The sequence below is a fragment of the Bacillus sp. COPE52 genome (assembly GCF_003355115.1).
Classification (GTDB): domain Bacteria; phylum Bacillota; class Bacilli; order Bacillales; family Bacillaceae_G; genus Bacillus_A; species Bacillus_A toyonensis.
In genome coordinates, this window is sequence record NZ_CP031292.1 from 3,541,488 (window position 1) to 3,563,664 (window position 22,177).

The window sequence follows — 22,177 nt, forward strand, 5'->3', positions numbered from 1 at the left end:
GTTATTCCACCTCCGTCTCCATAATCATTTCGTTTTCTAAAATATTTCCTTCTTCTTGCATACCAAATTGTACATTACGCTCAATCCATTTACGGCGCGGTTCTACTTTATCGCCCATTAATGTAGTTACACGGCGCTCTGCTCTTGCTGCATCATCAATTTTCACTCGGATTAATGTACGCGTTTCAGGGTTCATCGTCGTTTCCCATAACTGATCTGCATTCATTTCACCAAGTCCTTTATAGCGCTGCAACATATAACCTTTACCGACCTTTTTCGTTACACCATCTAATTCTTCATCAGACCATGCATATTCAATTACTTCACTTTTCCCTTTCCCTTTACTTACTTTATATAAAGGTGGAAGTGCAATAAATACTTTACCAGCTTCGATAAGTGGTTTCATATATCTGTAGAAGAAAGTTAATAACAATACTTGAATATGAGCTCCATCCGTATCTGCATCGGTCATAATAACAACTTTATCGTAGTTAATATCTTCAACAGCGAATTCATTTCCTACACCGCCGCCAATTGCATAAATAATTGTATTAATCTCTTCATTCTTAAAAATATCAGCAAGCTTTGCTTTCTCCGTGTTAATTACTTTACCACGCAATGGTAGTACCGCTTGAAAACGACGATCTCGCCCTTGCTTTGCTGAACCGCCGGCCGAGTCACCCTCTACTAAATACAATTCGTTTTTTTGAGGGTTACGTGATTGTGCAGGTGTTAACTTCCCGCTTAAAGTACCTTCTGATTTTTTCTTTTTCTTACCACTACGTGCTTCTTCTCTCGCTTTACGAGCAGCCTCACGTGCTTGCGCTGCTTTAACTGCCTTTCTCACAAGAAGTGTAGCTACATCCGGGTTTTCTTCTAAAAAGTAAGCTAAATGCTCTGATACAATTGCATCAATAGAAGAACGGGCTTCACTTGTACCAAGTTTCCCTTTTGTTTGTCCTTCAAACTGCAGTACTTCTTCTGGTACACGTACAGAAACGATAGCCGCTACACCTTCACGAATATCTGTACCTTCTAAGTTTTTATCTTTTTCTTTTAATAATGAAACTTTACGAGCATACTCATTAAACACACGTGTCATCGCTGTTTTAAATCCAGCTTCGTGTGTTCCACCATCTTTTGTACGTACGTTGTTTACAAACGAAAGAATATTTTCTGAGTAACCATCATTAAACTGGAATGCTAGTTCTGCTTCAATCCCGTTTTGTTCACCAGTGAAATATACAACTGGATGAATTGAATCTTTTTCTTCGTTTAAGTATGAAACGAAAGCTTCAATTCCTGTTTCATAATGAAATATATCTTCTAAATCATTACGTTCGTCTTTTATCGAGATTTTCATTCCTTTTAATAAGAATGCAGATTCACGTAATCTCTCACATAATGTTTCATAATTGTAATTTGTCGTACTGAAAATCGTTGTATCTGGTTTGAAGTGCATTGTCGTACCAGACTCTTTTGTTTTTCCGATTTTTTCTAACGTCGTTGCAGGAACGCCACCATTTTCAAAGCGTTGTTCATAAATGTTACCATCACGTTTAATTGTTACTACTAACCATTCTGACAAGGCGTTTACAACTGATGCCCCAACACCATGTAAACCACCACTCGTTTTATAGCCACCTTGACCAAACTTACCACCTGCATGAAGTACAGTTAAAATAACTTCAGGTGTAGGTTTCCCAAGTTTATGCATTCCCGTAGGCATTCCTCGCCCTTTATCAATAACGCTAATACTATTATCTTTATGTATTACGACAGAAATTTCGTCGCCAAATCCCGCTAACGCTTCGTCAACGGAGTTATCTACTATTTCATATACTAAATGATGCAATCCACGGCTATCCGTACTCCCGATATACATACCCGGGCGTTTTCGAACGGCTTCAAGTCCTTCTAACACTTGAATTGCATCTTCATTGTATTGGAACTGATGCTTCGCCAAACTCCTTGCCCCTTTCCTAATCAAATTAGAACATATGTTTCTATTATAGAATAACGCCTCGACTATAGTTTTGGCAAGTTATCTTATCTCTTTTATATACCATTTTCAATAGAAAAATCCTTGTTTTTTCACAAGGATTCCTCTAGGCTACTATTTCAGAAAAATAATCGTTTGTCAACGAGAAATGGATATGTATTCCAAGATTACACATTCCAAACCTTTATCATGATCCAAATGATCAATATCCAAAACGGGATAACAAGTAACAATCCCCAAAAACAGCCTTTAAAAAATCTCATGATGAACACCTCGTTCATCGGCCCTACTTATCTATAACGAGGGCTGAATCAATCTTTCTATCTTTAAAATCTATACTATTTTGTCATCGCATGTTCTACTTTAATACAACGGTCCATTATTACAGTATAGTCTTTTTCTTTTAAAAGTTTATATGTATCTTCATCTTGTACTCCTAGTTGTGCCCAAAAAACATCTGCATCAATCTCTACAAACTCTTTCGCAACACCCATTAAAAATTCTGAACGGCGGAATACGTTTACGATATCAACATGTTCTTTAATATCCGCCAGTGAAGGAACTGCCTTTTCTCCAAGTACTTCATCAACTGTTGGATTTACCGGTATAATGCGGTACCCTGCATCTTGCATCGCTTTTGAAACCATATACGATGTACGTTCTGGTTTATCTGATAATCCAACAACCGCAATCGTTTTACTTTTCTTCAATACTTCACCAATTTCCGTACGAGTTGGGTTTTCAATTGTCATAATTAGTCCCTCCTATTCCTTTAGTATATCCGATAAAGAAAGTCTCTTTCAACATGAAAGAGACTTTCTTTTATTCCGATTATTGATTCTTAGTAGCTGAATTATCTGCTAACGTAGCTGATTTCGTCATTTTTTGACCATTGCGATAGAATGTAACTTCTACTTTCTCGCCAACTTTTTTCTTTTCATATAAATATTTACGGAATTGAAGAGCATTCTCTACCTTTTGATTATCTAATGCTACTACAAGATCATATTGCTCTAAACCTGCTTTTTCTGCCGGTGATATTGGATAGATTTTACCTAATACAACGCCATTTGTGACTTCTTTTGGCACTTTCAGCTGATTTACTGCATATGTTTGCACATCTTCTAATGAAACGACACCTACTCCAAGCGCTGGACGTTTCACTACTCCATCTTTTTCAAGCGATTCGATGACTGGTTTTGCAATATTAATCGGAATTGCAAATCCGATTCCTTCAACTTCTTGCTGCGCAATTTTACTCGAGTTAATACCGATTACTTCACCGTTTTGGTTAAATAATGCACCACCACTATTGCCAGGGTTAATCGCTGCATCTGTTTGAATAACTTGTGCTTGCCAATCTGGGCGTTTGTCCCCATCAATATCAACTGGAATTTCGCGTTCTTTACTACTGATTATACCTTCCGTTACACTGCCATCAAATCCAAGTGGGTTTCCGATTGCAATCGCTTTTTCACCAGCACGAAGTTTACTGGAGTCACCTAGACTTGCAACTTTATTTACATTAGATCCGTCAATTTCAACAACAGCTAAGTCTAACCAAGGATCCTTACCAACTAATTTTGCATCAACTTGCTTTCCATCACTTAGTTTCACAGCAAGTTTATTCGCTCCATCTACTACGTGGTTGTTCGTTACGATATATGCTTTATTTCCTGCTTTTTTATAAATAACACCTGATCCTGAACCAGCTTGTTGTTCTTGACCTGTCGGTTGCATTGCAAATGGATCGACACTTTGTTGCATATTAATAACACCTACAACAACATCTTTCGCACCTTCAACCATACCTGGCAAATCAGTTTCGTTTTTTGATTTATTGACAACAGGAACTACAGTACCTTCTACTTGTTTATTAGAATTGAATGATGAAACTGCCGCTCCATTATTTTGCACCCATGGCATATAAGGTGCTGCAAAACTAATCGAAACCGCCCCGACTACAGCTCCCACTAAACCTGTGAAGAAATAACCTTTTTTACTTCCTGATTTTTTCACTTCTCTCGTTTCACTATGCTCTTCATTCAAATTTGGTCCGTCGTAATATCCCATTTTTTATTTCCCCTCTCTGGTGAATTCGTATTTTCAGTATAGTCACGTTTTGTGTCCTTCTTGTGAACTCATCGTGAAATCCAATTAAAAAAATACTCCTATCTACCATTGTAGACAAGAAAATTATTTTTTGAACATTCTACCTTCAAAAAGAGGATATAAAATTGCTAAATTCCCGGGCTAAAGTGCACAATTCATTCCAGATTATTCTTCGAATTTATAACCAACTCGAATAACAGTACCGATATGCTTCGCTTTATCTCCTAGCTTATTTCGCAATTTTTTAATATGCGTATCAACCGTTCGGTCATCACCGTAGTAATCATATCCCCATAACTGATCTAATAAATGTTGACGTGACAACACAATTCCTTTGTTCTCCATTAAATAAACGAGAAGTTCAAATTCTTTATGCGTCAATATAATTTCTTCTCCATCTACTAAAACAGTTCTAGATAGACGATTCACTTCTATTCCAGCTAAAGACATAGCATTTTCTTCCGCTACTCCTACCGCACCATCCGCACGTTTCAATAACGTCTTCGCGCGAGCTACTAACACTTTCGGGCTAAATGGTTTCGTTACATACTCGTCTGCACCTAATTCGAAACCTAGCAATGTATCATCCTCATCCGAACGTGCTGTTAGCATAATAATTGGTACTGCTGATTCTTTTCTAATTCGTCTACAAACAGACCATCCATCTATTTCTGGTAACATAATATCTAACATAATTAAATCAATTTCATGCTCTGCAAATAACTCTAGCGCTTTTTTTCCATCTTCTGCTTCGATTACTTCAAAGCCTTCATTACGAAAATAATCACTAACAATTTCACGTAATCTTCTTTCGTCTTCAACAAGTAATACTGTTTTATTCATATAATCTATCCCGCCTTTTTACTCTTTCAATCGAATAATACATTGATTGGAGCTTCCGCGAAATGGAAGTGTTAAATCTCTTTTCTCGATTTCAAATCTTCCATCGACTAAAACATCCCCATAGTGTAACAACTCTATCATATCATTATTTTGAGAACTCTGTATCTCTTCTAACGTATAACCTGTATACATCCATAGATTTTTTTTCAAATCTTTCACGGCTTTTGCTACTTTTTTCACTTCAACAGCTTGAAAAAACGGATCTCCACCTGAAAATGTTACATCAGTTAATGGATTACTTGCAATCTCTTTCACAACTTCTTCTACCGTCATTTCAGTTCCATTGCAAATATTCCAAGATTTCGGGTTATGACACCCGAAACAACGATGCGGACAGCCCGCAAAAAACACGACTGTCCGCAACCCTTCTCCATCTACTACACTATCATGAATGATATTCATCACTTTCATTTATGCTTCACCCGATCCATCTCTTCGCTACGTTTCGCACTATTCCACTTCGACATATCTCCCACAAGATAGCCAGTTATACGGCGAATTCTTTCTATATTGGTCTCGTCTTCATTTCCGCAGCTTGGACATTCATTTCCAATAACTCCGTGATAGCTGCAGCATGTACAACGATCAACAGGATGATTAATTGAACCGTACCCAACGCCATGCTCTGCCATCGCTTGTACAATTTGTTTTAACGCCTTTTGATTATGCATCGCTGCTCCGTCTAATTCAATATACGTAATATGCCCCCCATTACATAGAGCATGAAAAGGTCCTTCTAAACGGATTTTATTTATCGCTTGAATGTTATAATAAACTGGAATATGGAATGAATTCGTATAGTAATTATGGTTCGTTATACCGCTAATCTCACCAAATTCCTCTCTATCTTTTTTCACAAACTTCCCTGATAAACCTTCTGCAGGAGTTGCAATTATTGAGAAATTCAGTTGATGTTCTTCCGTCGCCTTATCCATTCTCTCCCTCATAAAGGAAATAATTTCATATCCAAGTTTCCATGACTCTTCATCTTCCCCATGATGCTTTCCTGTTAAAGCTACTAAACATTCCGCAAGACCGATAAAACCAATACTTAACGTCCCTTGCTTTAAAATAGGTGCTACAGAATCTTCAGGCTGTAATGTTTCTCCGCCACGCCATACACCTTGTGAATATAAAAATCGAAAATCTCTCGCTCGCTTCGTACATTGATACGCGAATCTCTCTAATAATTGCTTAATTCCTAAATCCAAGTAATAATTTAGCGCTTCAAAAAACGCTTCTTTCGATCCACTAATTAGCCCTAATTTCACTAAATTAATAGAAGTAAACGACAAATTACCTCTTCCTATTGCCGTTTCTTCTCCATGTATATTAGACATAACACGAGTGCGACATCCCATGTAACATACTTCACTTTCAGGTCGTCCATCATAGTGCACTGCATTAAACGACGCATCTAAAAATGAAAAATTAGGGAATAATCGCTCTGCTGTCGTCTCTAGTGCTAATTCAAACAAATCATAGTTCGGGTCACATTCTTCAAAGTTTACACCTTTTTTCATTTTAAAAATTTGAATAGGGAAAATCGGTGTTTCTCCTTTTCCAAGTCCAGCTTGCGTTGCTTTTAACAGCTGTTTAATTAAAAGCCTTCCCTCTCTCGATGTGTCTGTTCCGTAATTAATAGAAATAAACGGTACTTGTCCCCCGCCCCTACTATGCATACTATTTGAATTATGAACGAAAGCTTCACACGCCTGATACGTATCGCTTTCTGTTTCTTTCCATGCGAATTCCTCAATTTGTTCTTTCGTAAGCGGATATGATTGTAGTCGCTTTTTATGTCTCAGTACGGTTTTTCTCACATAGGGAGCTAAATCAATATCAAAGAGTGCAAACGATTGACCACCGTGCTGCATATTTTGATTCGCTTGAAAAATAATAGACGAAAGTGCCAACGCACTTTTAATGTCTTGCGGTTGTCTCATATGTCCATGTCCAGTATGAAAACCGTTAGCAAGCATTTGTGCTAACGGAATTTGCGAACAAGTCGTCGTTCCTGTCGCATAAAAATCTAAATCATGTGGATATAATATATTTTCATTTATCGCTTTTTTCACTTGGTCTGACAATAAATTTTCAACTGCATAATATTTTGCACTCTCAGATGCGAACGTTCCCATTACTCCCATCGGAGAGCGCCCATCTACATTTGCATTCTCTTGCATTAAATCTTGTTCATTGCCGTGGACAATTGTCCCAAACACTTTCATTAATTCTTCTCCACGTGTATTTCGTTGTAACATTTATAACCCTCCATCAATATGTTGTTATCTTTTGATTAAAATGTTACAACATATAGTCTTGTTGTTTCTGTGAGAAATGTAACATTCCTGTGAATTTTTTTTCACGAAATAATGAATTTTTCATTTACAAAAAAGAAATGTGCTCTTTACAAATGTATGGTACAATAAACGGGAAAAACTCTTTTTACCCTTTATCAACACATTTGAATAAAGGAGACTGAACTTATGGTTACTACATATCTTTTATTTATCGTTGCCTACTTACTTGGCTCGATTCCATTTGCATTAGTCGTTGGAAAAATCGGCTATGGAATCGACATTCGTGAGCACGGAAGCGGTAATTTAGGCGGAACAAATACATTCCGCACATTAGGGAAAAAAGCAGGTTTTACCGTTACAATTGCTGACATTTTAAAAGGGACATTAGCAACAGGTCTACCGATAATTTTCGGATTAGATATTCACCCACTATGGTTCGGATTAGCAGCTGTTCTTGGACATGTATATCCGATTTTTGCAAAATTCCGTGGTGGTAAAGCAGTTGCAACTTCTGCCGGGGTGCTATTATGCTACTCACCAGTTGTTTTTGCAATATTAGCTGTTGTATTTTTCACCCTTTTATTTACAACAAGATACGTATCACTTTCTTCTATGGTAACAGCTGTCGTTGCTGTTATTGCATCCATTGTTAGCGGGGATAAAATCTTCATTATTGCGATGTGTTTATTAGCAGGTATGGTTATTTATAAACACCGTGCAAATATCGGACGAATTATAAATAAAACCGAACCGAAAGCAAACTTCTCAAAAAAGCAAAAATAAGGTTGTAACCCACATAACGCAAAAAGAAAACGTGAAGCATATTAATAGCGTCTTTTTGCGTTATTTTTTATACTAAAGAAAAAGCAACATAATTTGGAGGAACTATACATGAATCTTTCCGTAACAAAAGAAGCAGCACAATGGTATAAAAACGAATTAAACTTACAATCAGGTGAAACACTACGCCTTTTCGTACAATACGGCGGTTGCAGTACTGTGCAAAAAGGACTTTCTTTAGGTATTCGTAAAGATGACCCTGCACATCCTGCTGTTCAAACTCAAGAAGAAGGTATTAACTTCTTTATTGAAGGCGATGATGAGTGGTTCTTCGATGGACATAATTTATCTGTTACACTTAACGACGGTGATGATTTCCCTCAATTTAATTATGAGAAGTAAAAAAAGCGTGGCTTCTGCCACGCTTTTTTTATTTCTTTTTAATTTCCTCATATTTCGCATACCACTCAGGATATAATTTTTTAAATGATACAGGGCGGAACCCTTCTTTTTTCGCACAAATATTCGTCGTACTTGCAGTGATGCAAAGCTCACCATCACCGTTATATATTTCATAACCATATACAACACGAAGCGGGCTCACAGTATCAATCCACGTTTTCACAATTGCTTTTTCTCCGTAACGCATCGCTTTACGATATGAAATTTGCAAATCTAATACAGGAGAAATAATTCCCTCTTTCTCCATTTCAACATATGAAAATCCTAATTCTTGTATAAGTTTCGTGCGCCCAAGTTCCAGCCACACTAAATAGTTTGAATGGTAAACAACACCCATCTGGTCTGTTTCCGCATAGCGGATTTCAACTTCATATTCTGCTACAAACATTTCTATTCGCCTTCTTTCACTTCTGCTACCTTGCATACATTTAATCATAATACAGTGGAATCAAAAATAAAATAAAAACAGTGAATCTTTTACCGAAAGGGGCAAACACATGATCCAAATTGTAACTGTTCGTAGCGGTGATAGTGTTTATGGTTTAGCATCAAAGTACGGATCTACACCTGAAGAAATTGTAAAAGACAATGGACTAAATCCTGCTGAAACACTCGTTGTTGGTCAGGCACTTATCGTTAATACAAAAGGAAATAATTATTATGTACAGCCTGGTGACAGCTTATATCGAATTTCTCAAACGTATAACGTTCCTCTCGCTAGCTTAGCTAAAGTTAATAACCTTTCATTAAAATCTATTCTCCATGTCGGACAACAATTATATATACCAAAAGGTACAAAACGAGCAGTAGAATCCATCGCTTATTTACAACCTTCAACAATACCGATAAAAGAAAGTTTAGTAAATGCTACACGTGCTATTAATCCATTTTTAACATATTTAGCCTACTTCAGCTTTGAAGCAAAAAGAGACGGCACTTTAAAAGAACCAACGGAAACAGCGAAAATCGCTAATATTGCAACGCAAGGTAAAACCATCCCTATGCTCGTTATTACAAATATTGAAAATGGAAATTTCAGTGCCGATCTGACATCGGTTATTTTACGCGATGCAACAATCCAAAACAAGTTTATTACTAACATTTTGCAAACAGCTGAAAAATATGGCATGCGAGACATTCATTTCGATTTCGAGAGTGTGGCACCCGAAGACCGCGAGGCATACAATCGCTTTTTACGAAATGTGAAAACACGCTTACCTAGCGGGTACACATTAAGTACAACGCTTGTACCCAAAACCAGTTCCAATCAAAAAGGGAAATTTTTTGAGGCTCACGATTATAAAGCACAAGGACAAATTGTTGATTTCGTCGTCATTATGACATACGACTGGGGTTGGCAAGGCGGGCCACCGATGGCGATTTCTCCTATTGGTCCTGTGAAAGAAGTACTTCAATATGCGAAATCTCAAATGCCACCACAAAAAATTATGATGGGGCAAAATTTATACGGTTTCGATTGGAAACTTCCGTTCAAACAAGGAAATCCACCCGCAAAAGCAATCAGCTCTGTTGCAGCTGTTGCACTAGCTCGTAAATATAATGTTCCTATCCGCTATGATTTCACGGCTCAAGCTCCTCATTTCAATTACTTTGACGAAAACGGCGTACAACACGAAGTTTGGTTTGAAGATTCACGGTCCGTACAAAGTAAATTTAATTTAATGAAAGAACAGGGCATCGGTGGTATTAGTTATTGGAAGATTGGTTTACCATTCCCGCAAAATTGGCGTTTACTCGTTGAAAACTTTACGATTACAAAAAAGGGCTGACTTTTGTCAGCCCTTTTTTCATATTACTGTTACAAAACGTCTTTCATTCCCTCATAAAAAAGAAGAATGATAACATTCTCCTTTTAACCGTTATCAACAATCGGTTGTTTACCAGTTTGGTCTTGCATTTGTTTTCCTTTATTGCCACCAGCTTTTTTCGATTGCGTTCCAATATGATTCGGTGCAAAATCTTTTGAATTCTTTTTCGGATTACCCATTACTATCGCCTCCTTAACACTAGTATCGTACTAGTGTTAAGAATTATTCAGCTTGCTTAAAAAGTTTCATTTCATAACGTTTCTCAATACGCTCTTCAATGCGATCAATTGCATCACGATCGCTTAATAATTGTTGTTTATTTTCATTTACAAGTTCTTCAAACGATTTGCGGCGACTTCTTCTCATGCTGTTCACCCTCTCTCTTTCTCATTCTTACTACATAGTATGAGCAAACAAAAAACTCTTTAATCAGATTTGCAAGAAAATTTTATGTTTTAGTACTCCTAAAAAAAACGCTATGTACAATAATTTGTACATAGCGTTTTTTATACCATAACATTTAAATACTCTTTGAGCTTCTCATCTGCATTCGTTTCATTTTCTCTATACGTATCAAGTGCTTGTAATACAAAATCATACTGTTCTAAAATATAACTTTCTAATTTCAAGACATCCGCTAAGCTATTAAGCATAACTCTTGTATTACCAACTTCACTTTTTAGAGCAGGTTCACATATTAAGCTCGTACATATTTCTTTCACATCATCTTCTACTATTTCTGTTAATACGTATTTCTTTCGTCCTTTTACTTTTAATCTCATAACTGGATAAAAAGCTTTTATATCTAAATAACTTCCTACGTTCATACAACGCAGCCATTCTACATTGCGTTTATTGCGGACAAGTATTTCTTTCACCGCTTCGTATACCGCAGTTTCATCAAGCACAGCCTTATTTACTTTTCGTTTCCCTTTTTCTTCAATAGATGTACATTTTTGATAAACAGCTGCACACGTAATACAGTCGTCAAATGCATTATGAGAACTTAGACGAATTCCAAGCATTCGCTTTAACGTCTCAAGTTTATGATTAGGTGCGTGCTTCATATATTTTTTTGCTAAAAACACAGTGTCAATCACCTTATTTTTAGGTTCAGGAAACCCAAGCATATTTACATTACTTTTCAAAAAGCGCATGTCAAAAGAAGCATTATGAGCCACAATAACATTTTTATGTAAAAATGCTAAAAATAAAGGTAAAACTTCTTCAATCGTGGGTGCATCTGAAACACGATAATTTGTAATACCTGTTAAACTCGTAATTCGGCTCGGAATCTGACGCTCTGGATTCACGTATGAAACAAATTGATCTACCAGTTCATGATTACGATATTTCACAGCTGCAACTTGAATAATTTTATCATTATAAGGGTTAAATCCTGTTGTTTCAAAATCAATTACAACATAATCTAACGGTAAGGATACATTCCCCACTCCATACACTCCTTTATCTCTAAACGTTTATATTTCTTACATCATATCATGAAGTTATGACTACTTGAAAAAGAAAAGGCAGAAATGGGAACTCTCCACCTCTACCTTTTCACCGTTATTTTAATTTAGCAATTCGTTTTTCCATCTCTTTTTGCGTCATCGGTCCAATGAACTTATCCTGAATGACGCCTTTCGTATCTATAAAATACGAAGTTGGGATCGTAATTACTTTATAAGCTGTTGTCACATCAATGTTCTTGTCCAATAAAATAGGAAAAGTAATCCCTTTTTCCTTAGCAAAATTGCTTACTTTTTCTTCTCCCCCACCTTTTTCTGAAGGCGTATAATTTATTGCTAAAATTTCTACGTTTTCTTTATGTTCTTTATAGAAAGCCTCCATATCAGGCATTTCTTGCTGACAAGGCCCACACCACGTTGCCCAAAAATTTAAAATAACTTTCTTTCCTTTTAAATCCGATAGCTTTACATTCGTTCCATCTAACTTAGTTAATTCAAAGTTTGGTGCACTCTTTCCTACTTCAATACCATTACTTGCAATCATCTCTTTCATAGCAGCTTCACTTTTTTCTTGCTTCCCTTGTACCGCCTGATCTTTATTACCGAACTGTTCATAAGCTGCATATCCCGCTAAACAAAGTAACACTACAATAATCGTAAGCTTCCGCCACATTTTATATCACCCTAACGTGTTTATGTACTTTTAACAAATTCATCAAAATACTATATACCTTATTTTAGCTTATACGGACGAGCTTGGAAATATTCACAGTCAAAATAATCGGAATATTTGTAATATACATGAAATATTTACCTTTTTATCATATAATTAGAAATATATACAAAAAATGCGAGGTGATATATATTTTACAATTGCTTATCAACCCTTTCACTTTCATTTTTTTCACTTTACCATTACTATGTATTTGTTTTAGCAGCTTGCTATATAAATTTAAATGGGCTGCTATTATTATTTCTTTTACTGTCCCTATTATATTTTTCATTACCGTCTCTGAATTTGACATACACCTAGCTTTACAAAGCTTTGATGCTTGGATTGTTTTTAGTGCTGTTTATTCTGTACTTTCCTACATAACGGCAGCAGTAATAAGAAGAAAACGGCACATATAGAAATGTCAAAAAGGAGGATATTTTTATGAATTTACTTGAAAAAATACTATTATATATTCTTAGTTTTATATTTTCCCCAATTGGCATTATCACTTGGATTATCTCGCTCTTCAGTAAAGATCCTGAAAAAAAGCAAGTGGGACTTATTTGTCTCTATATCGCTCTTATCTCATTTATCCTATTAGCCGGCCTTGGTGTTCTTAGTTTCTTCACGACGACTACCACCACTACTATACAATAGTTATAGGAGGGATGATTATTTTGGGAGAACATCCTATAAGTAAAGAACTTCGTTATATACGAATATGTTTAGTTGTTTTGGTAATTGTTCTTGTATTTTTCAATGGTGAAAGAGTCGTTGAAATTTCTACAAATCATGATTCTATAGAAAATGTTTCGACCAGTAATATGACACAGATTGCTGAAAATACATTTGCCATTCAAGAATATAATTCATCTCTAAGTAGCGAACATACGGTCAAAATTTTCAAATATAATCCAGATACAAACCAACTGACTCTAATGAAAGAGTTTAGTACTAACGATACTGAGCCTTATACGTATCAACTTAATAAGAATGAATAAAGATAAGAGCATTATATCGCTCTTATCTTTTTATTAACATCTTTTTGAAAAATGACTTATATGTTAATAACTCTCTAGGATCCCCACATTCCACAACAATTCCATTATTCATGACAACAACCCAATCCGCTATCATCGCCCTCTCGACATCATGTGTTGCCACAATTCTCGTGACCTCTCTTCCTAATCCTTCTATCATATTCCAAACAGTTTCTTGATTTCTCGGATCTAATCCCGCGGTTGGTTCATCTAAAATAATAAGATTCGGATTTGAAACAATGGCACGTAATAATGCAAGACGTTTTCTTTCCCCTCCAGAAAATTCTACACCGCTTTTATGTAGTTCAGTTTCAATCCCTTCTGATAAATCTCTAATAATCGGTTTCACATTTACAAGTTCAATATTTTTTTCTAATTGATTTTCTAAATACTCTTCTCCGAAATGCACATTCTCTTTTACTGTCGTCCGAAAGAAACGAGGTTCTTGCCACACTGTAGTCATACGAGCCTCATTACCATAATAAACAATGCTACCGTTAGATGGTTTATACAAACCTGTCATTAATTTTAAAAGCGTCGTCTTTCCTGCGCCACTTTCTCCCACAATAATAACGAGTTCACCAGGGTGAATTTGCAAATCAATATTATGAATTCTGCATTTCTCTCCATCACTTTCCTGAAATGAAACATTTGTTATCGTCATCCCCATCGCTCTTTCTACCTTACTATCTGCCCCTCGTTTATCTAAAAAAGAAAAAACTCTATTTGCCGAAGCAGCTGCAACTTGTGTCATCATTAATAAATCGCCAACGTAACGAACTGGAAAAAAGAGCATTTCAATTGTAGCTAACACGGCAACAAGTGCACCAACTTCCATTTCCCCCTTCATTATTTTCTGCGCGCCTATAATGAGAACAACGATATATGCTCCTGTTTCAATCACTGTTCCAACTACTCCAATACAGTGTTGCATCATCGTCTTCTTTACTTCTGTTTTATAGGATTGTGCTGTTACTCCTTTAAATAAGCGAATGGCCCACTTTTCTTTTTGCAAACTACGTAAATCTTGTACGCCTTTTACAAACTGCGACACCATCTCTACAACACTTGATTGATTGTTTTGAGCGATGCTTGCGATATTCCTGACCTTTTTCCCCATCAACATCGGAACCATTGCACTAAAAAATAAAAACGGAGTTACCCACAATATAAACTTCATATCTATATGTTGTAGTGCTATGAACGCACCTATAAATTGCGCAATAGCGTGAATATATTCTATTAATATAGAACCATATAATCTGACCCAATTCGGAATATCAGACACAACTAGCGTCTCTAACTCTCCTTGCTTAATCTTCTCACTCTCTTCAAATGGTAATAAGAAAAAATGACGCAATACATCTATACGCTTCTTTCGCAATATTCGTTGACTCGCTTTTGAGCTTACATAATCAAATGAAAGATTGTTCACCCACATCAACAAGCGGCTCCCCACAAACAATGCAATATATACATACGTAGCTTTTAACTCCCGCTGAATCAGGTTATCTACAATTAGCCCCATGAATAGTGGACGGGATAAGTTTAAAATAGCAGCAAAGCATCCACTACATACAGCTGCTATTACTAATAATTTTTCTTTCTGTAACGGTAACAATATTCTTTTATATTCTTTCATGACGTTTCCTCCATTTTTTATAGTAAAAAGAAAGGGATGAAACCAAATGGTTTCATCCCTTTCCATAAAATAAGGAAGCTAACAGTTGTTAGCTTCCTTCTCGTTCATTTCAATTATTTAGTTCGACACTTTAGATTCTTCAATTTTCTCACGAAGAACCATTTGTAAGATACCACCGTGACGGTAGTAGTCAATTTCAACTTCACTATCGAAACGAGCTACTACTTCAAATTGTTTTTCGTTGCCATCTACATCAGTTGCAACTACTTTTACAAGATCGCGTGGTCTAACTGTTTTGTCAATTTGAATTTCAAATGACTCGTTACCAACAAGACCTAACGTTTCAGCACTTTCGCCATCTTTAAATTGAAGTGGTAACACACCCATTAACACTAAGTTACTACGGTGAATACGCTCGAAGCTTTCTGCGATTACTGCTTTAATACCTAATAAGTTTGTACCTTTCGCAGCCCAGTCACGAGAACTTCCCATACCGTAATCTTTACCAGCAACAACTAGAAGGCCTGTGCCATCTTCTTTATATTTCATAGCAGCATCATAGATAGATGTTACTTCCCCAGTTGGCCAATATGTTGTATATCCGCCTTCTGTTCCTGGTGCGATTTGGTTTTTAATACGGATGTTCGCGAATGTACCACGCATCATAACTTCATGGTTACCACGACGAGAACCGTAAGAGTTAAAGTCAACTGGTTGTACGCCGTTTTCTAATAAGTAGCGTCCAGCTGGTGTGTGCTTACCAATTGAACCTGCTGGTGAAATATGGTCTGTCGTTACAGAATCTCCAAATTTACCAACAATGCGTAAACCTGATAATGTTTCAACTTCACCTGGTTCTTTAGATAATCCTTCAAAGAATGGTGGATTTTGAATGTATGTTGAATCATTATCCCAAGTATATAAAGCTTCATTTGAAGTTTGGATTTCATTCCAACGCTCATTGCTGTTAAATACTTGTGCATATTCTTTCTTGAACAATTCAGATGTAACAACACTTTGAACTACATCTTCAATTTCTTTAGCTGATGGCCAAATATCATTGAAGTATACAGCATTGCCATTTGCATCTTTACCAATTTCATCATTTTTCAGGTCAATATCAACAGTACCTGCAAGTGCATATGCCACAACAAGTGGTGGTGATGCTAAATAGTTTGCTTTTACAAGCGGGTGAATACGACCTTCAAAGTTACGGTTACCAGATAAAACAGATGTTACTAATAAATCGTTTGCTGCGATTGCTTCTTCTAATTCCTCTGCTAGTGGACCAGAGTTACCGATACAAGTCGTACAGCCGTAACCAACTGTTTGGAAACCTAATTGATCTAAATATGTTGTTAAACCTGATTTATCTAAGTACTCAGTAACAACTTTAGATCCTGGTGCTAATGATGTTTTTACGTACTCAGGTACTACAAGCCCTTTTTCAATTGCTTTCTTCGCAACTAGACCTGCCCCAATTAATACGTATGGGTTTGATGTATTTGTACAGCTTGTAATTGCAGCGATTGCAATTGCACCTGTTTTCATCGTTACTTCTTTATCTTCTAATGTAACCTTCACTTCTTTATCGAACTCTTGCGCATTAAATCCAAGTCCTTGTGTTCCAACTGGTGCTACAACAGCTTTGTGGAACGCATCTTTCATATCTGAAAGTGGAATTAAATCTTGTGGGCGTTTCGGTCCAGAAAGGTTAGATTCAATTGTATTTAAATCAATTTCAACAAGGTCAGTGTAAATTGGATCTTTGCTGCCTGCTGTATAGAATAAGCCGTTCGCTTTACAATATTCTTCAACAACGCGAATTTGTTCTTCATCTCTACCTGTTAAACGTAAGTATTCTAATGAAATATCGTCAATTGGGAAGAATCCACAAGTTGCACCGTATTCTGGTGCCATGTTTGAAATTGTTGCACGGTCAGCTAAAGGCATGCTCTTTAGTCCATCACCGAAGAACTCAACGAATTTACCAACTACACCTTTTTGACGTAATACTTGTGTTACTTTTAATGCAACGTCAGTTGCTGTAGTACCACTTGGAAGTGTACCAGTTAATTTCACACCGATTACTTCAGGTACTGGGAAGTATGAAGGCTGTCCAAGCATTCCTGCTTCTGCTTCAATACCACCAACGCCCCATCCAAGAACGCCGATACCGTTAATCATCGTTGTATGTGAGTCTGTTCCAACTAATGAATCTGGGTATGCAACTAAATCGCCTTCAGCATTTTTCACCGCGTGAACAACTGGTGCTAAATATTCAAGGTTTACTTGGTGTACGATACCTGTTGCTGGTGGAACTGCACGATAGTTATCAAATGATTTTTGTGCCCAGCTTAAAAATTTATAACGTTCTTCATTACGTTTAAACTCTAAGTCCATGTTGAATGCAAGCGCATCTGCCGTACCCGCTCTATCAACCTGTACAGAGTGATCAATTACAAGGTCTACAGTAATTTCTGGATTAATTTTATCAGGATCTCCGCCCATGTCTGCCATTGCTTTACGAAGCGAAGCCAAATCTACAACAGCTGGAACACCTGTGAAGTCTTGTAAAATTACACGAGATGGTTTAAATGGAACATCGATATCTTGAACATCTTTCGTTCCCCATTTCGCTAAATTTGTAACATGTTCTTCTGTAATTACGCGTCCGTCTACTTGACGCAGTACAGATTCAAGTAAAACTTTCACGGAATATGGTAATTGAGATACGTTGCCAACCCCTGCGTTTTCAAGCGCTTTCAATTGATAATAATGATACGTTTTTCCATCTACTTCGAAAGTTGCGCGTGATTGAAATGGATTATGTTTGACCATTATGTTTCCCCCCTGTTAAACGTGACTAAGTTGTCTGAATATAAAATGTAGACAAACTTTTCAATACCTTACGATAATATCTTATTACAACTTTCTAAATAAGTAAATAATAAGAAACTTATGGATTATCATAAGTTTTCTTTATATTTCTAAATTTGAATAGTGTTCATGCTCCTTATGAATACTATTACCATAAAGTAAAGTACTCTTTCAGCGCTTTACTTTACGTTCATATATGTTATGAACAGCTCATGTTTTATCTATAAAAAAACATTATAGAGGTGAGAAAAATGAGTAAACGAAAAGCAAATCATACTATTTCAGGAATGAATGTTGCATCCGCACAAGGACAAGGTGCTGGTTATAACGAAGAGTTTTCAAATGAGGCGTTAACTCCAGCAGAGCGACAAAATAATAAGAAACGTAAAAAGAATCAGTAACAAAAAAACCAAAAGGTATGTCTGCCTTTTGGTTTTTTTCTAATGTTTATAACGTAATAACTCCGAAACCGTTACAAATCGATATCCTTGCTTTTTAAGCTCAGGTAAAATTTTCGATAACGCTGCCACTGTTTGACTACGATCACTTCCTCCATCGTGCAACAGTACAATATCTCCACTTTTAGCATGTTTCACAACATGATTTACAATGGACTCAGTACCTGGATTCGCCCAATCACGAGGGTCTTGATGCCACGACCATAGAACAGTTTGATAACCAGCTTCTTTAGCTGTTTTAAATACAGCATCGTTAATATATCCGCCTGGAGGACGGAACAACAAAGGTTCTTTCACCCATTTTTTAAAGTATTTCTTTCCATCTAAAATATCATTTTCTAATTTTTCATCAGATGAATTACTCGCATACAAATGATTCATCGTATGATTTCCAATTTCATGCCCCTCTTTTAACACTTGCTTTACTAAATATGGATTACGCTGCACACGGAATCCAATCATAAAAAAAGTCGCTTCTGCTTTATATTGGCGTAATAAATTTAATATTTGTGGTGTATAAGTTGGATCAGGTCCATCGTCAAATGTAATTGCGATAATTTTTTCACTATTAGGTACTTCCCACGTTACATAGCCAGTTGGTTCTAGCTCTTTTCTAAGCAACATTTTCGCTTCCACTTTTTCCACTTGAAATATATGTACTGCACATAGTAAAGAAAAAACTAATAGAAAAACCTTCTGTTTTAACATAGCGTTCGTTAAAGTAATAAGGTTGTCGAATACGCAACAACCTCTTTTACTTTTCTAGTTGATCTACATTTCGCATAATATTTTGAAGATTATTTTCGTATTGCTCAAGTTGTGGACGTTGCGTTTCCGAAGCTACTTCTAGTGCATTTTGAATTTGTTCATACGCTTCCTGAACCTCTTGACGTAACTCTTTTAAATCATGACCGTAGTTCGGATCATTTTTCACGATATTGTTAAATGAATTTTCTGCTTGTGTAACCCCTTGCTGAGCTGCTTGAAAAGCTTGTTGCTTATCTTTATGATATGGCATTATACAATCCCCTTTCCATAATAGTTAGTCCCATTTATCTTTACCCTTTTTTCTAAAAACATTCTCGTATAAATTTACAAACTTCTCTCATTCTAAATAGAAAGAGGAGGTGTCACATACAATGGGAAAAAACAATCGTGAATCGAAAGAAAAAAAAGGACAACCTGAACCATTAAGCGGATCTCATAAAGTAAAAAATCGTAACCATTCACGCCAAAAAAACCATGCGCATCATGATATGTAATAAGAAAATATTCACATACTGTGTATATTCGACATAAAATGTTTATATTTTGCCATTTATTCTTCACCTCTATTTCATTCATGCATAACATGATATGAATTGATATTTTACGGAGGGTGTCTTACATGGGCAAGAAAAAGAAGGATTGTCTTTTTCATGTTGATGGTTTCGAAGAATGGATGGATCAATTTTGTTCTGATTCTTGTAGCAACTTTAGTTTTCCAAATGAAATTCATATCGATCTTTGTGAAACAGAGGAAGAATACATTTTGGAAACAGATGTACCAAATGTGACTGAACAAAATGTACGCATTAAAAAGATGGAGACAGGCCTAAATATATGCATACTTCATAAAAATACTTCTTTACAGCGAACAATCTCTTTACCTACTACTATCATTTATAAGAAGATGCTAGCCTGCTTAGAGAATGGATTTTTAGCCATTCATATTTCCAAAAATGAAGTTGCCAATAAGCATGAAAAGAAGGTTCTTTTTTCAAATTGAGAGTTAACGTAAATACAAAAATAAGCCCCAGCAAGTTGCTGGGGCTTATTTTATTTCACTTGTATTTCTATATTATAATTTCTATCGTACCTTTTTTTCAATAAATCTTTTGTAACTAAAAGTACAGGAAATGCTACAGTTGAAAATAGGGCTAGCGCTAAAAATACTACAAACCCATTTTGATACCCGTAATAATCGAGTAGTACTCCCCCAAACCAAGGACCAATTACTCCTCCAATTCCTGAAAAGCCCATCGCTCCGAAGTATGTTCCTTTCAGGTTGGAATCAGCGATCTCATCAATAAATACATCTGTCATTGAAAACATTAAAACTTCTCCAAATGTGAAAATAATGGTACAAATAGCTGCTCCTAACATAGATTCTACTAGTCCAAATCCAAATAATCCCCCACTCACAAATAACGTTCCAACCATAATTGATGCTAACGGTGTATACTTTTTACACATTTGAATGACAGGGTATTGAATAACCACTACTACAATTGCATTTAAAGCTAGCATATATGAGAACAACTTTACCCCATCCTGAAATATATGTGCATTAGCAAAATATTGAGATACTGTCGTCGTTAAATGTGAAAAACCACTATTACTCAAAATAATACCGACTAACGCAACTAAAAATACTACATCCTTTCGCAATATACGAATTGCATTTAGCATTGTAACAGGATTTTCTGTATTCATTTTCTTTTTACTAAGTGGATATTTCTTAAATTGCAGTGCTAATATAGCTGTATATAGAATGTAAACTCCAGCGGCTACTAAAAAAGGAATTGTTGATTTTGCACTTCCGAGCTGTAATCCAACAATTGGTCCAATCGCAACCCCAACATTTATTGCACCATATCGTAAGTTATAGACGAGTAACCGATACTCTGGCTTTGTTAAATCTGATAATAACGCTCTTGATGTCGGTTCAAAAAAAGAACGACATAATCCATTCAAAGCGTTTAATAAAAAGAAACTCAAAACATGATCTGCAACTGAAAATCCGATAAATACAAACACCCAAACAATCATGGACCATATTATAATCATCTTCCGACCAAATCGATCCGATAAATTGCCCCCAATAAAACTAGCAAACACTCCAACAAGCGCACTCGTTCCAATAATAGCACCCGTCATTCCAGCTGAAACGTCTTTAACAGTTGTTAAATAAATTGCTAAAAAAGGAATACTCATTGAAGTTGCAAACCTTGCAAATAATGTCCCTATTATAATTGTCATGCCAAGTGGATGAATATTTTGTAACTTCCCCTTCATCTTTAAACCTACTCTCCCTTTTCTTACATAAAAAAAGAAAGCAAAGGATCTGCTTTCTTTTTCCTTTTTATACTTGAGATGTTTGCACCCGAGCCGCTCTCGATATGTCCATATCAATGCCATATGTAAACTGTAATTCTTTACAAATATCTTTAATTAAAATTGCTACGTTATACTTTTCATTAAATTGTAAAACAATACTTTCTACTTCTTCATATGTATACTTATATTCGCCAGTAATTACACTTTTTAAATCAAAGCATTCATTCATACAAAGCTGCACAAGTAATTGATCATACTTCTCTATCACATCTTCTTTTTTCCACAGTAACTCTTTTACATATAACCGATCAAATTTCACGCTTTCTCGATTACACTCCGTTAAAATCCGGGCCATTTCATTTAATTCTCGGTATAATTCAGAAATATTTCTGTTTAAACTAAGCAGTTTATCTACGCCGTTTTCATATAGCATTTCATTCCACCCCCGCATTTTCTTTTCCTTATTATAGCAAGAAAATT

General features: G+C 36.0%; 25 protein-coding genes. 8 read left to right on the top strand and 17 right to left on the bottom strand.

Annotation, left to right across the window (positions count from 1 at the left end):
• Position 1: 1 nt before the first annotated feature.
• From parE to DPQ31_RS17760, 6 genes are all read right to left on the bottom strand, one after another.
• Positions 2 to 1,966, bottom strand: a complete 1,965-nt coding sequence (gene parE / locus DPQ31_RS17735) for a DNA topoisomerase IV subunit B (protein WP_001062195.1) — start codon at positions 1,964 to 1,966, stop codon at positions 2 to 4.
• A 374-nt stretch (positions 1,967 to 2,340) separates the two neighbouring features.
• Positions 2,341 to 2,754 (bottom strand): CoA-binding protein, encoded by a 414-nt coding sequence (locus DPQ31_RS17740; protein ID WP_000151385.1) that lies wholly within the window; start codon positions 2,752 to 2,754, stop codon positions 2,341 to 2,343.
• 79 nt (positions 2,755 to 2,833) lie between these two features.
• Positions 2,834 to 4,075, bottom strand: a complete 1,242-nt coding sequence (locus DPQ31_RS17745; protein WP_000542629.1) for a S1C family serine protease — start codon at positions 4,073 to 4,075, stop codon at positions 2,834 to 2,836.
• 204 nt (positions 4,076 to 4,279) lie between these two features.
• Positions 4,280 to 4,957 carry a response regulator transcription factor gene (locus tag DPQ31_RS17750; protein ID WP_001044679.1) on the bottom strand — a complete coding sequence of 226 codons (678 nt, stop codon included), beginning with the start codon at positions 4,955 to 4,957 and terminating at the stop codon, positions 4,280 to 4,282.
• 18 nt (positions 4,958 to 4,975) lie between these two features.
• The gene (nrdG, locus tag DPQ31_RS17755) at positions 4,976 to 5,428 is read right to left on the bottom strand and encodes an anaerobic ribonucleoside-triphosphate reductase activating protein (RefSeq protein ID WP_097854488.1); all 453 of its coding nucleotides are present in this window, start codon (positions 5,426 to 5,428) and stop codon (positions 4,976 to 4,978) included.
• The gene (locus tag DPQ31_RS17760; protein WP_000941745.1) at positions 5,425 to 7,281 is read right to left on the bottom strand and encodes an anaerobic ribonucleoside triphosphate reductase; all 1,857 of its coding nucleotides are present in this window, start codon (positions 7,279 to 7,281) and stop codon (positions 5,425 to 5,427) included. Before DPQ31_RS17760 ends, nrdG begins: the two co-directional genes overlap by 4 nt.
• Positions 7,282 to 7,506: 225 nt before the next feature.
• Here DPQ31_RS17760 and plsY point away from each other — a divergent pair, with 225 nt between their 5' ends.
• Together plsY and DPQ31_RS17770 are read left to right on the top strand one after the other, a co-directional pair.
• A complete protein-coding gene (gene plsY / locus DPQ31_RS17765) occupies positions 7,507 to 8,103 on the top strand; it encodes a glycerol-3-phosphate 1-O-acyltransferase PlsY (protein ID WP_000258971.1) in 597 nt (198 codons plus the stop codon).
• A 108-nt stretch (positions 8,104 to 8,211) separates the two neighbouring features.
• Positions 8,212 to 8,502, top strand: a complete 291-nt coding sequence (locus DPQ31_RS17770; RefSeq protein ID WP_001054451.1) for a HesB/YadR/YfhF family protein — start codon at positions 8,212 to 8,214, stop codon at positions 8,500 to 8,502.
• Positions 8,503 to 8,530: 28 nt separating this feature from the next.
• On the opposite strand, the gene DPQ31_RS17775 is transcribed toward DPQ31_RS17770, so the two are convergent.
• Positions 8,531 to 8,950, bottom strand: coding sequence for an acyl-CoA thioesterase (locus tag DPQ31_RS17775; RefSeq protein ID WP_000495823.1), 420 nt, complete (start codon positions 8,948 to 8,950; stop codon positions 8,531 to 8,533).
• 109 nt (positions 8,951 to 9,059) lie between these two features.
• On the opposite strand from DPQ31_RS17775, the gene DPQ31_RS17780 reads away from it, so the two are divergent.
• Positions 9,060 to 10,352, top strand: a complete 1,293-nt coding sequence (locus DPQ31_RS17780) for a glycoside hydrolase family 18 protein (RefSeq protein ID WP_000614830.1) — start codon at positions 9,060 to 9,062, stop codon at positions 10,350 to 10,352.
• Between the two features lie 83 nt (positions 10,353 to 10,435).
• Here the strand turns inward: DPQ31_RS17780 and sspN are convergent, their stop codons facing one another.
• The 4 genes from sspN to DPQ31_RS17800 all read right to left on the bottom strand — a co-directional run bounded on the left by sspN (position 10,436) and on the right by DPQ31_RS17800 (position 12,536).
• The gene (gene sspN / locus DPQ31_RS17785) at positions 10,436 to 10,570 is read right to left on the bottom strand and encodes an acid-soluble spore protein SspN (RefSeq protein ID WP_000527987.1); all 135 of its coding nucleotides are present in this window, start codon (positions 10,568 to 10,570) and stop codon (positions 10,436 to 10,438) included.
• 43 nt (positions 10,571 to 10,613) lie between these two features.
• A complete protein-coding gene (locus DPQ31_RS17790; RefSeq protein ID WP_001254699.1) occupies positions 10,614 to 10,757 on the bottom strand; it encodes an FbpB family small basic protein in 144 nt (47 codons plus the stop codon).
• 140 nt (positions 10,758 to 10,897) lie between these two features.
• Positions 10,898 to 11,845, bottom strand: coding sequence for a 3'-5' exonuclease (locus tag DPQ31_RS17795; RefSeq protein ID WP_098711103.1), 948 nt, complete (start codon positions 11,843 to 11,845; stop codon positions 10,898 to 10,900).
• Positions 11,846 to 11,960: 115 nt separating this feature from the next.
• Positions 11,961 to 12,536 (bottom strand): redoxin domain-containing protein, encoded by a 576-nt coding sequence (locus tag DPQ31_RS17800; protein WP_000269081.1) that lies wholly within the window; start codon positions 12,534 to 12,536, stop codon positions 11,961 to 11,963.
• Between the two features lie 483 nt (positions 12,537 to 13,019).
• Here DPQ31_RS17800 and DPQ31_RS17805 point away from each other — a divergent pair, with 483 nt between their 5' ends.
• Complete coding sequence (locus DPQ31_RS17805) at positions 13,020 to 13,235, top strand: hypothetical protein (protein ID WP_097958413.1); 216 nt, start codon at positions 13,020 to 13,022, stop codon at positions 13,233 to 13,235.
• An 11-nt stretch (positions 13,236 to 13,246) separates the two neighbouring features.
• Positions 13,247 to 13,579 carry a YmzC family protein gene (locus tag DPQ31_RS17810; RefSeq protein WP_097953676.1) on the top strand — a complete coding sequence of 111 codons (333 nt, stop codon included), beginning with the start codon at positions 13,247 to 13,249 and terminating at the stop codon, positions 13,577 to 13,579.
• 22 nt (positions 13,580 to 13,601) lie between these two features.
• Here the strand turns inward: DPQ31_RS17810 and DPQ31_RS17815 are convergent, their stop codons facing one another.
• A complete protein-coding gene (locus DPQ31_RS17815) occupies positions 13,602 to 15,260 on the bottom strand; it encodes an ABC transporter ATP-binding protein (protein ID WP_208730812.1) in 1,659 nt (552 codons plus the stop codon).
• Positions 15,261 to 15,377: 117 nt separating this feature from the next.
• Entirely contained in the window at positions 15,378 to 18,101 is a 2,724-nt protein-coding gene (acnA, locus tag DPQ31_RS17820) for an aconitate hydratase AcnA (protein ID WP_087968847.1), read from the bottom strand.
• A gap of 290 nt (positions 18,102 to 18,391) precedes the next feature.
• On the opposite strand from acnA, the gene sspO reads away from it, so the two are divergent.
• On the top strand, positions 18,392 to 18,541 hold the full coding sequence (gene sspO / locus DPQ31_RS17825) for a small acid-soluble spore protein SspO (RefSeq protein ID WP_000044267.1): 150 nt from the start codon (positions 18,392 to 18,394) through the stop codon (positions 18,539 to 18,541).
• Positions 18,542 to 18,580: 39 nt separating this feature from the next.
• On the opposite strand, the gene pdaB is transcribed toward sspO, so the two are convergent.
• Together pdaB and DPQ31_RS17835 are read right to left on the bottom strand one after the other, a co-directional pair.
• Positions 18,581 to 19,306: a polysaccharide deacetylase family sporulation protein PdaB gene (gene pdaB, locus DPQ31_RS17830; protein WP_002039311.1), complete on the bottom strand. Its 726-nt coding sequence runs from the start codon at positions 19,304 to 19,306 to the stop codon at positions 18,581 to 18,583.
• 46 nt (positions 19,307 to 19,352) lie between these two features.
• Positions 19,353 to 19,616, bottom strand: a complete 264-nt coding sequence (locus DPQ31_RS17835; protein ID WP_001146300.1) for a hypothetical protein — start codon at positions 19,614 to 19,616, stop codon at positions 19,353 to 19,355.
• Between the two features lie 121 nt (positions 19,617 to 19,737).
• Here DPQ31_RS17835 and DPQ31_RS17840 point away from each other — a divergent pair, with 121 nt between their 5' ends.
• Together DPQ31_RS17840 and DPQ31_RS17845 are read left to right on the top strand one after the other, a co-directional pair.
• Entirely contained in the window at positions 19,738 to 19,860 is a 123-nt protein-coding gene (locus tag DPQ31_RS17840) for a small acid-soluble spore protein P (protein ID WP_000517651.1), read from the top strand.
• 125 nt (positions 19,861 to 19,985) lie between these two features.
• The gene (locus DPQ31_RS17845; RefSeq protein ID WP_140158427.1) at positions 19,986 to 20,366 is read left to right on the top strand and encodes an Hsp20/alpha crystallin family protein; all 381 of its coding nucleotides are present in this window, start codon (positions 19,986 to 19,988) and stop codon (positions 20,364 to 20,366) included.
• Between the two features lie 50 nt (positions 20,367 to 20,416).
• Here the strand turns inward: DPQ31_RS17845 and DPQ31_RS17850 are convergent, their stop codons facing one another.
• Positions 20,417 to 21,655: an MDR family MFS transporter gene (locus DPQ31_RS17850; protein ID WP_098711105.1), complete on the bottom strand. Its 1,239-nt coding sequence runs from the start codon at positions 21,653 to 21,655 to the stop codon at positions 20,417 to 20,419.
• Between the two features lie 67 nt (positions 21,656 to 21,722).
• Positions 21,723 to 22,130 (bottom strand): hypothetical protein, encoded by a 408-nt coding sequence (locus DPQ31_RS17855; RefSeq protein ID WP_097958420.1) that lies wholly within the window; start codon positions 22,128 to 22,130, stop codon positions 21,723 to 21,725.
• Positions 22,131 to 22,177: the final 47 nt, after the last annotated feature.

What these genes read in the sequence shown, in the direction of transcription:
- DPQ31_RS17740 (WP_000151385.1), bottom strand. Translation starts at nt 2,754, where the DNA reads ATGACAATTGAAAACCCAACTCGTACGGAAATTGGTGAAGTATTGAAG.
- DPQ31_RS17745 (WP_000542629.1), bottom strand. Translation starts at nt 4,075, where the DNA reads ATGGGATATTACGACGGACCAAATTTGAATGAAGAGCATAGTGAAACG.
- DPQ31_RS17750 (WP_001044679.1), bottom strand. Translation starts at nt 4,957, where the DNA reads ATGAATAAAACAGTATTACTTGTTGAAGACGAAAGAAGATTACGTGAA.
- nrdG (WP_097854488.1), bottom strand. Translation starts at nt 5,428, where the DNA reads ATGAAAGTGATGAATATCATTCATGATAGTGTAGTAGATGGAGAAGGG.
- DPQ31_RS17760 (WP_000941745.1), bottom strand. Translation starts at nt 7,281, where the DNA reads ATGTTACAACGAAATACACGTGGAGAAGAATTAATGAAAGTGTTTGGG.
- plsY (WP_000258971.1), top strand. Translation starts at nt 7,507, where the DNA reads ATGGTTACTACATATCTTTTATTTATCGTTGCCTACTTACTTGGCTCG.
- DPQ31_RS17770 (WP_001054451.1), top strand. Translation starts at nt 8,212, where the DNA reads ATGAATCTTTCCGTAACAAAAGAAGCAGCACAATGGTATAAAAACGAA.
- DPQ31_RS17775 (WP_000495823.1), bottom strand. Translation starts at nt 8,950, where the DNA reads ATGTTTGTAGCAGAATATGAAGTTGAAATCCGCTATGCGGAAACAGAC.
- DPQ31_RS17780 (WP_000614830.1), top strand. Translation starts at nt 9,060, where the DNA reads ATGATCCAAATTGTAACTGTTCGTAGCGGTGATAGTGTTTATGGTTTA.
- sspN (WP_000527987.1), bottom strand. Translation starts at nt 10,570, where the DNA reads ATGGGTAATCCGAAAAAGAATTCAAAAGATTTTGCACCGAATCATATT.
- DPQ31_RS17790 (WP_001254699.1), bottom strand. Translation starts at nt 10,757, where the DNA reads ATGAGAAGAAGTCGCCGCAAATCGTTTGAAGAACTTGTAAATGAAAAT.
- DPQ31_RS17800 (WP_000269081.1), bottom strand. Translation starts at nt 12,536, where the DNA reads ATGTGGCGGAAGCTTACGATTATTGTAGTGTTACTTTGTTTAGCGGGA.
- DPQ31_RS17805 (WP_097958413.1), top strand. Translation starts at nt 13,020, where the DNA reads ATGAATTTACTTGAAAAAATACTATTATATATTCTTAGTTTTATATTT.
- DPQ31_RS17810 (WP_097953676.1), top strand. Translation starts at nt 13,247, where the DNA reads ATGATTATTTTGGGAGAACATCCTATAAGTAAAGAACTTCGTTATATA.
- DPQ31_RS17815 (WP_208730812.1), bottom strand. Translation starts at nt 15,260, where the DNA reads ATGAAAGAATATAAAAGAATATTGTTACCGTTACAGAAAGAAAAATTA.
- acnA (WP_087968847.1), bottom strand. Translation starts at nt 18,101, where the DNA reads ATGGTCAAACATAATCCATTTCAATCACGCGCAACTTTCGAAGTAGAT.
- sspO (WP_000044267.1), top strand. Translation starts at nt 18,392, where the DNA reads ATGAGTAAACGAAAAGCAAATCATACTATTTCAGGAATGAATGTTGCA.
- pdaB (WP_002039311.1), bottom strand. Translation starts at nt 19,306, where the DNA reads ATGTTAAAACAGAAGGTTTTTCTATTAGTTTTTTCTTTACTATGTGCA.
- DPQ31_RS17835 (WP_001146300.1), bottom strand. Translation starts at nt 19,616, where the DNA reads ATGCCATATCATAAAGATAAGCAACAAGCTTTTCAAGCAGCTCAGCAA.
- DPQ31_RS17840 (WP_000517651.1), top strand. Translation starts at nt 19,738, where the DNA reads ATGGGAAAAAACAATCGTGAATCGAAAGAAAAAAAAGGACAACCTGAA.
- DPQ31_RS17845 (WP_140158427.1), top strand. Translation starts at nt 19,986, where the DNA reads ATGGGCAAGAAAAAGAAGGATTGTCTTTTTCATGTTGATGGTTTCGAA.
- DPQ31_RS17850 (WP_098711105.1), bottom strand. Translation starts at nt 21,655, where the DNA reads ATGAAGGGGAAGTTACAAAATATTCATCCACTTGGCATGACAATTATA.
- DPQ31_RS17855 (WP_097958420.1), bottom strand. Translation starts at nt 22,130, where the DNA reads ATGCTATATGAAAACGGCGTAGATAAACTGCTTAGTTTAAACAGAAAT.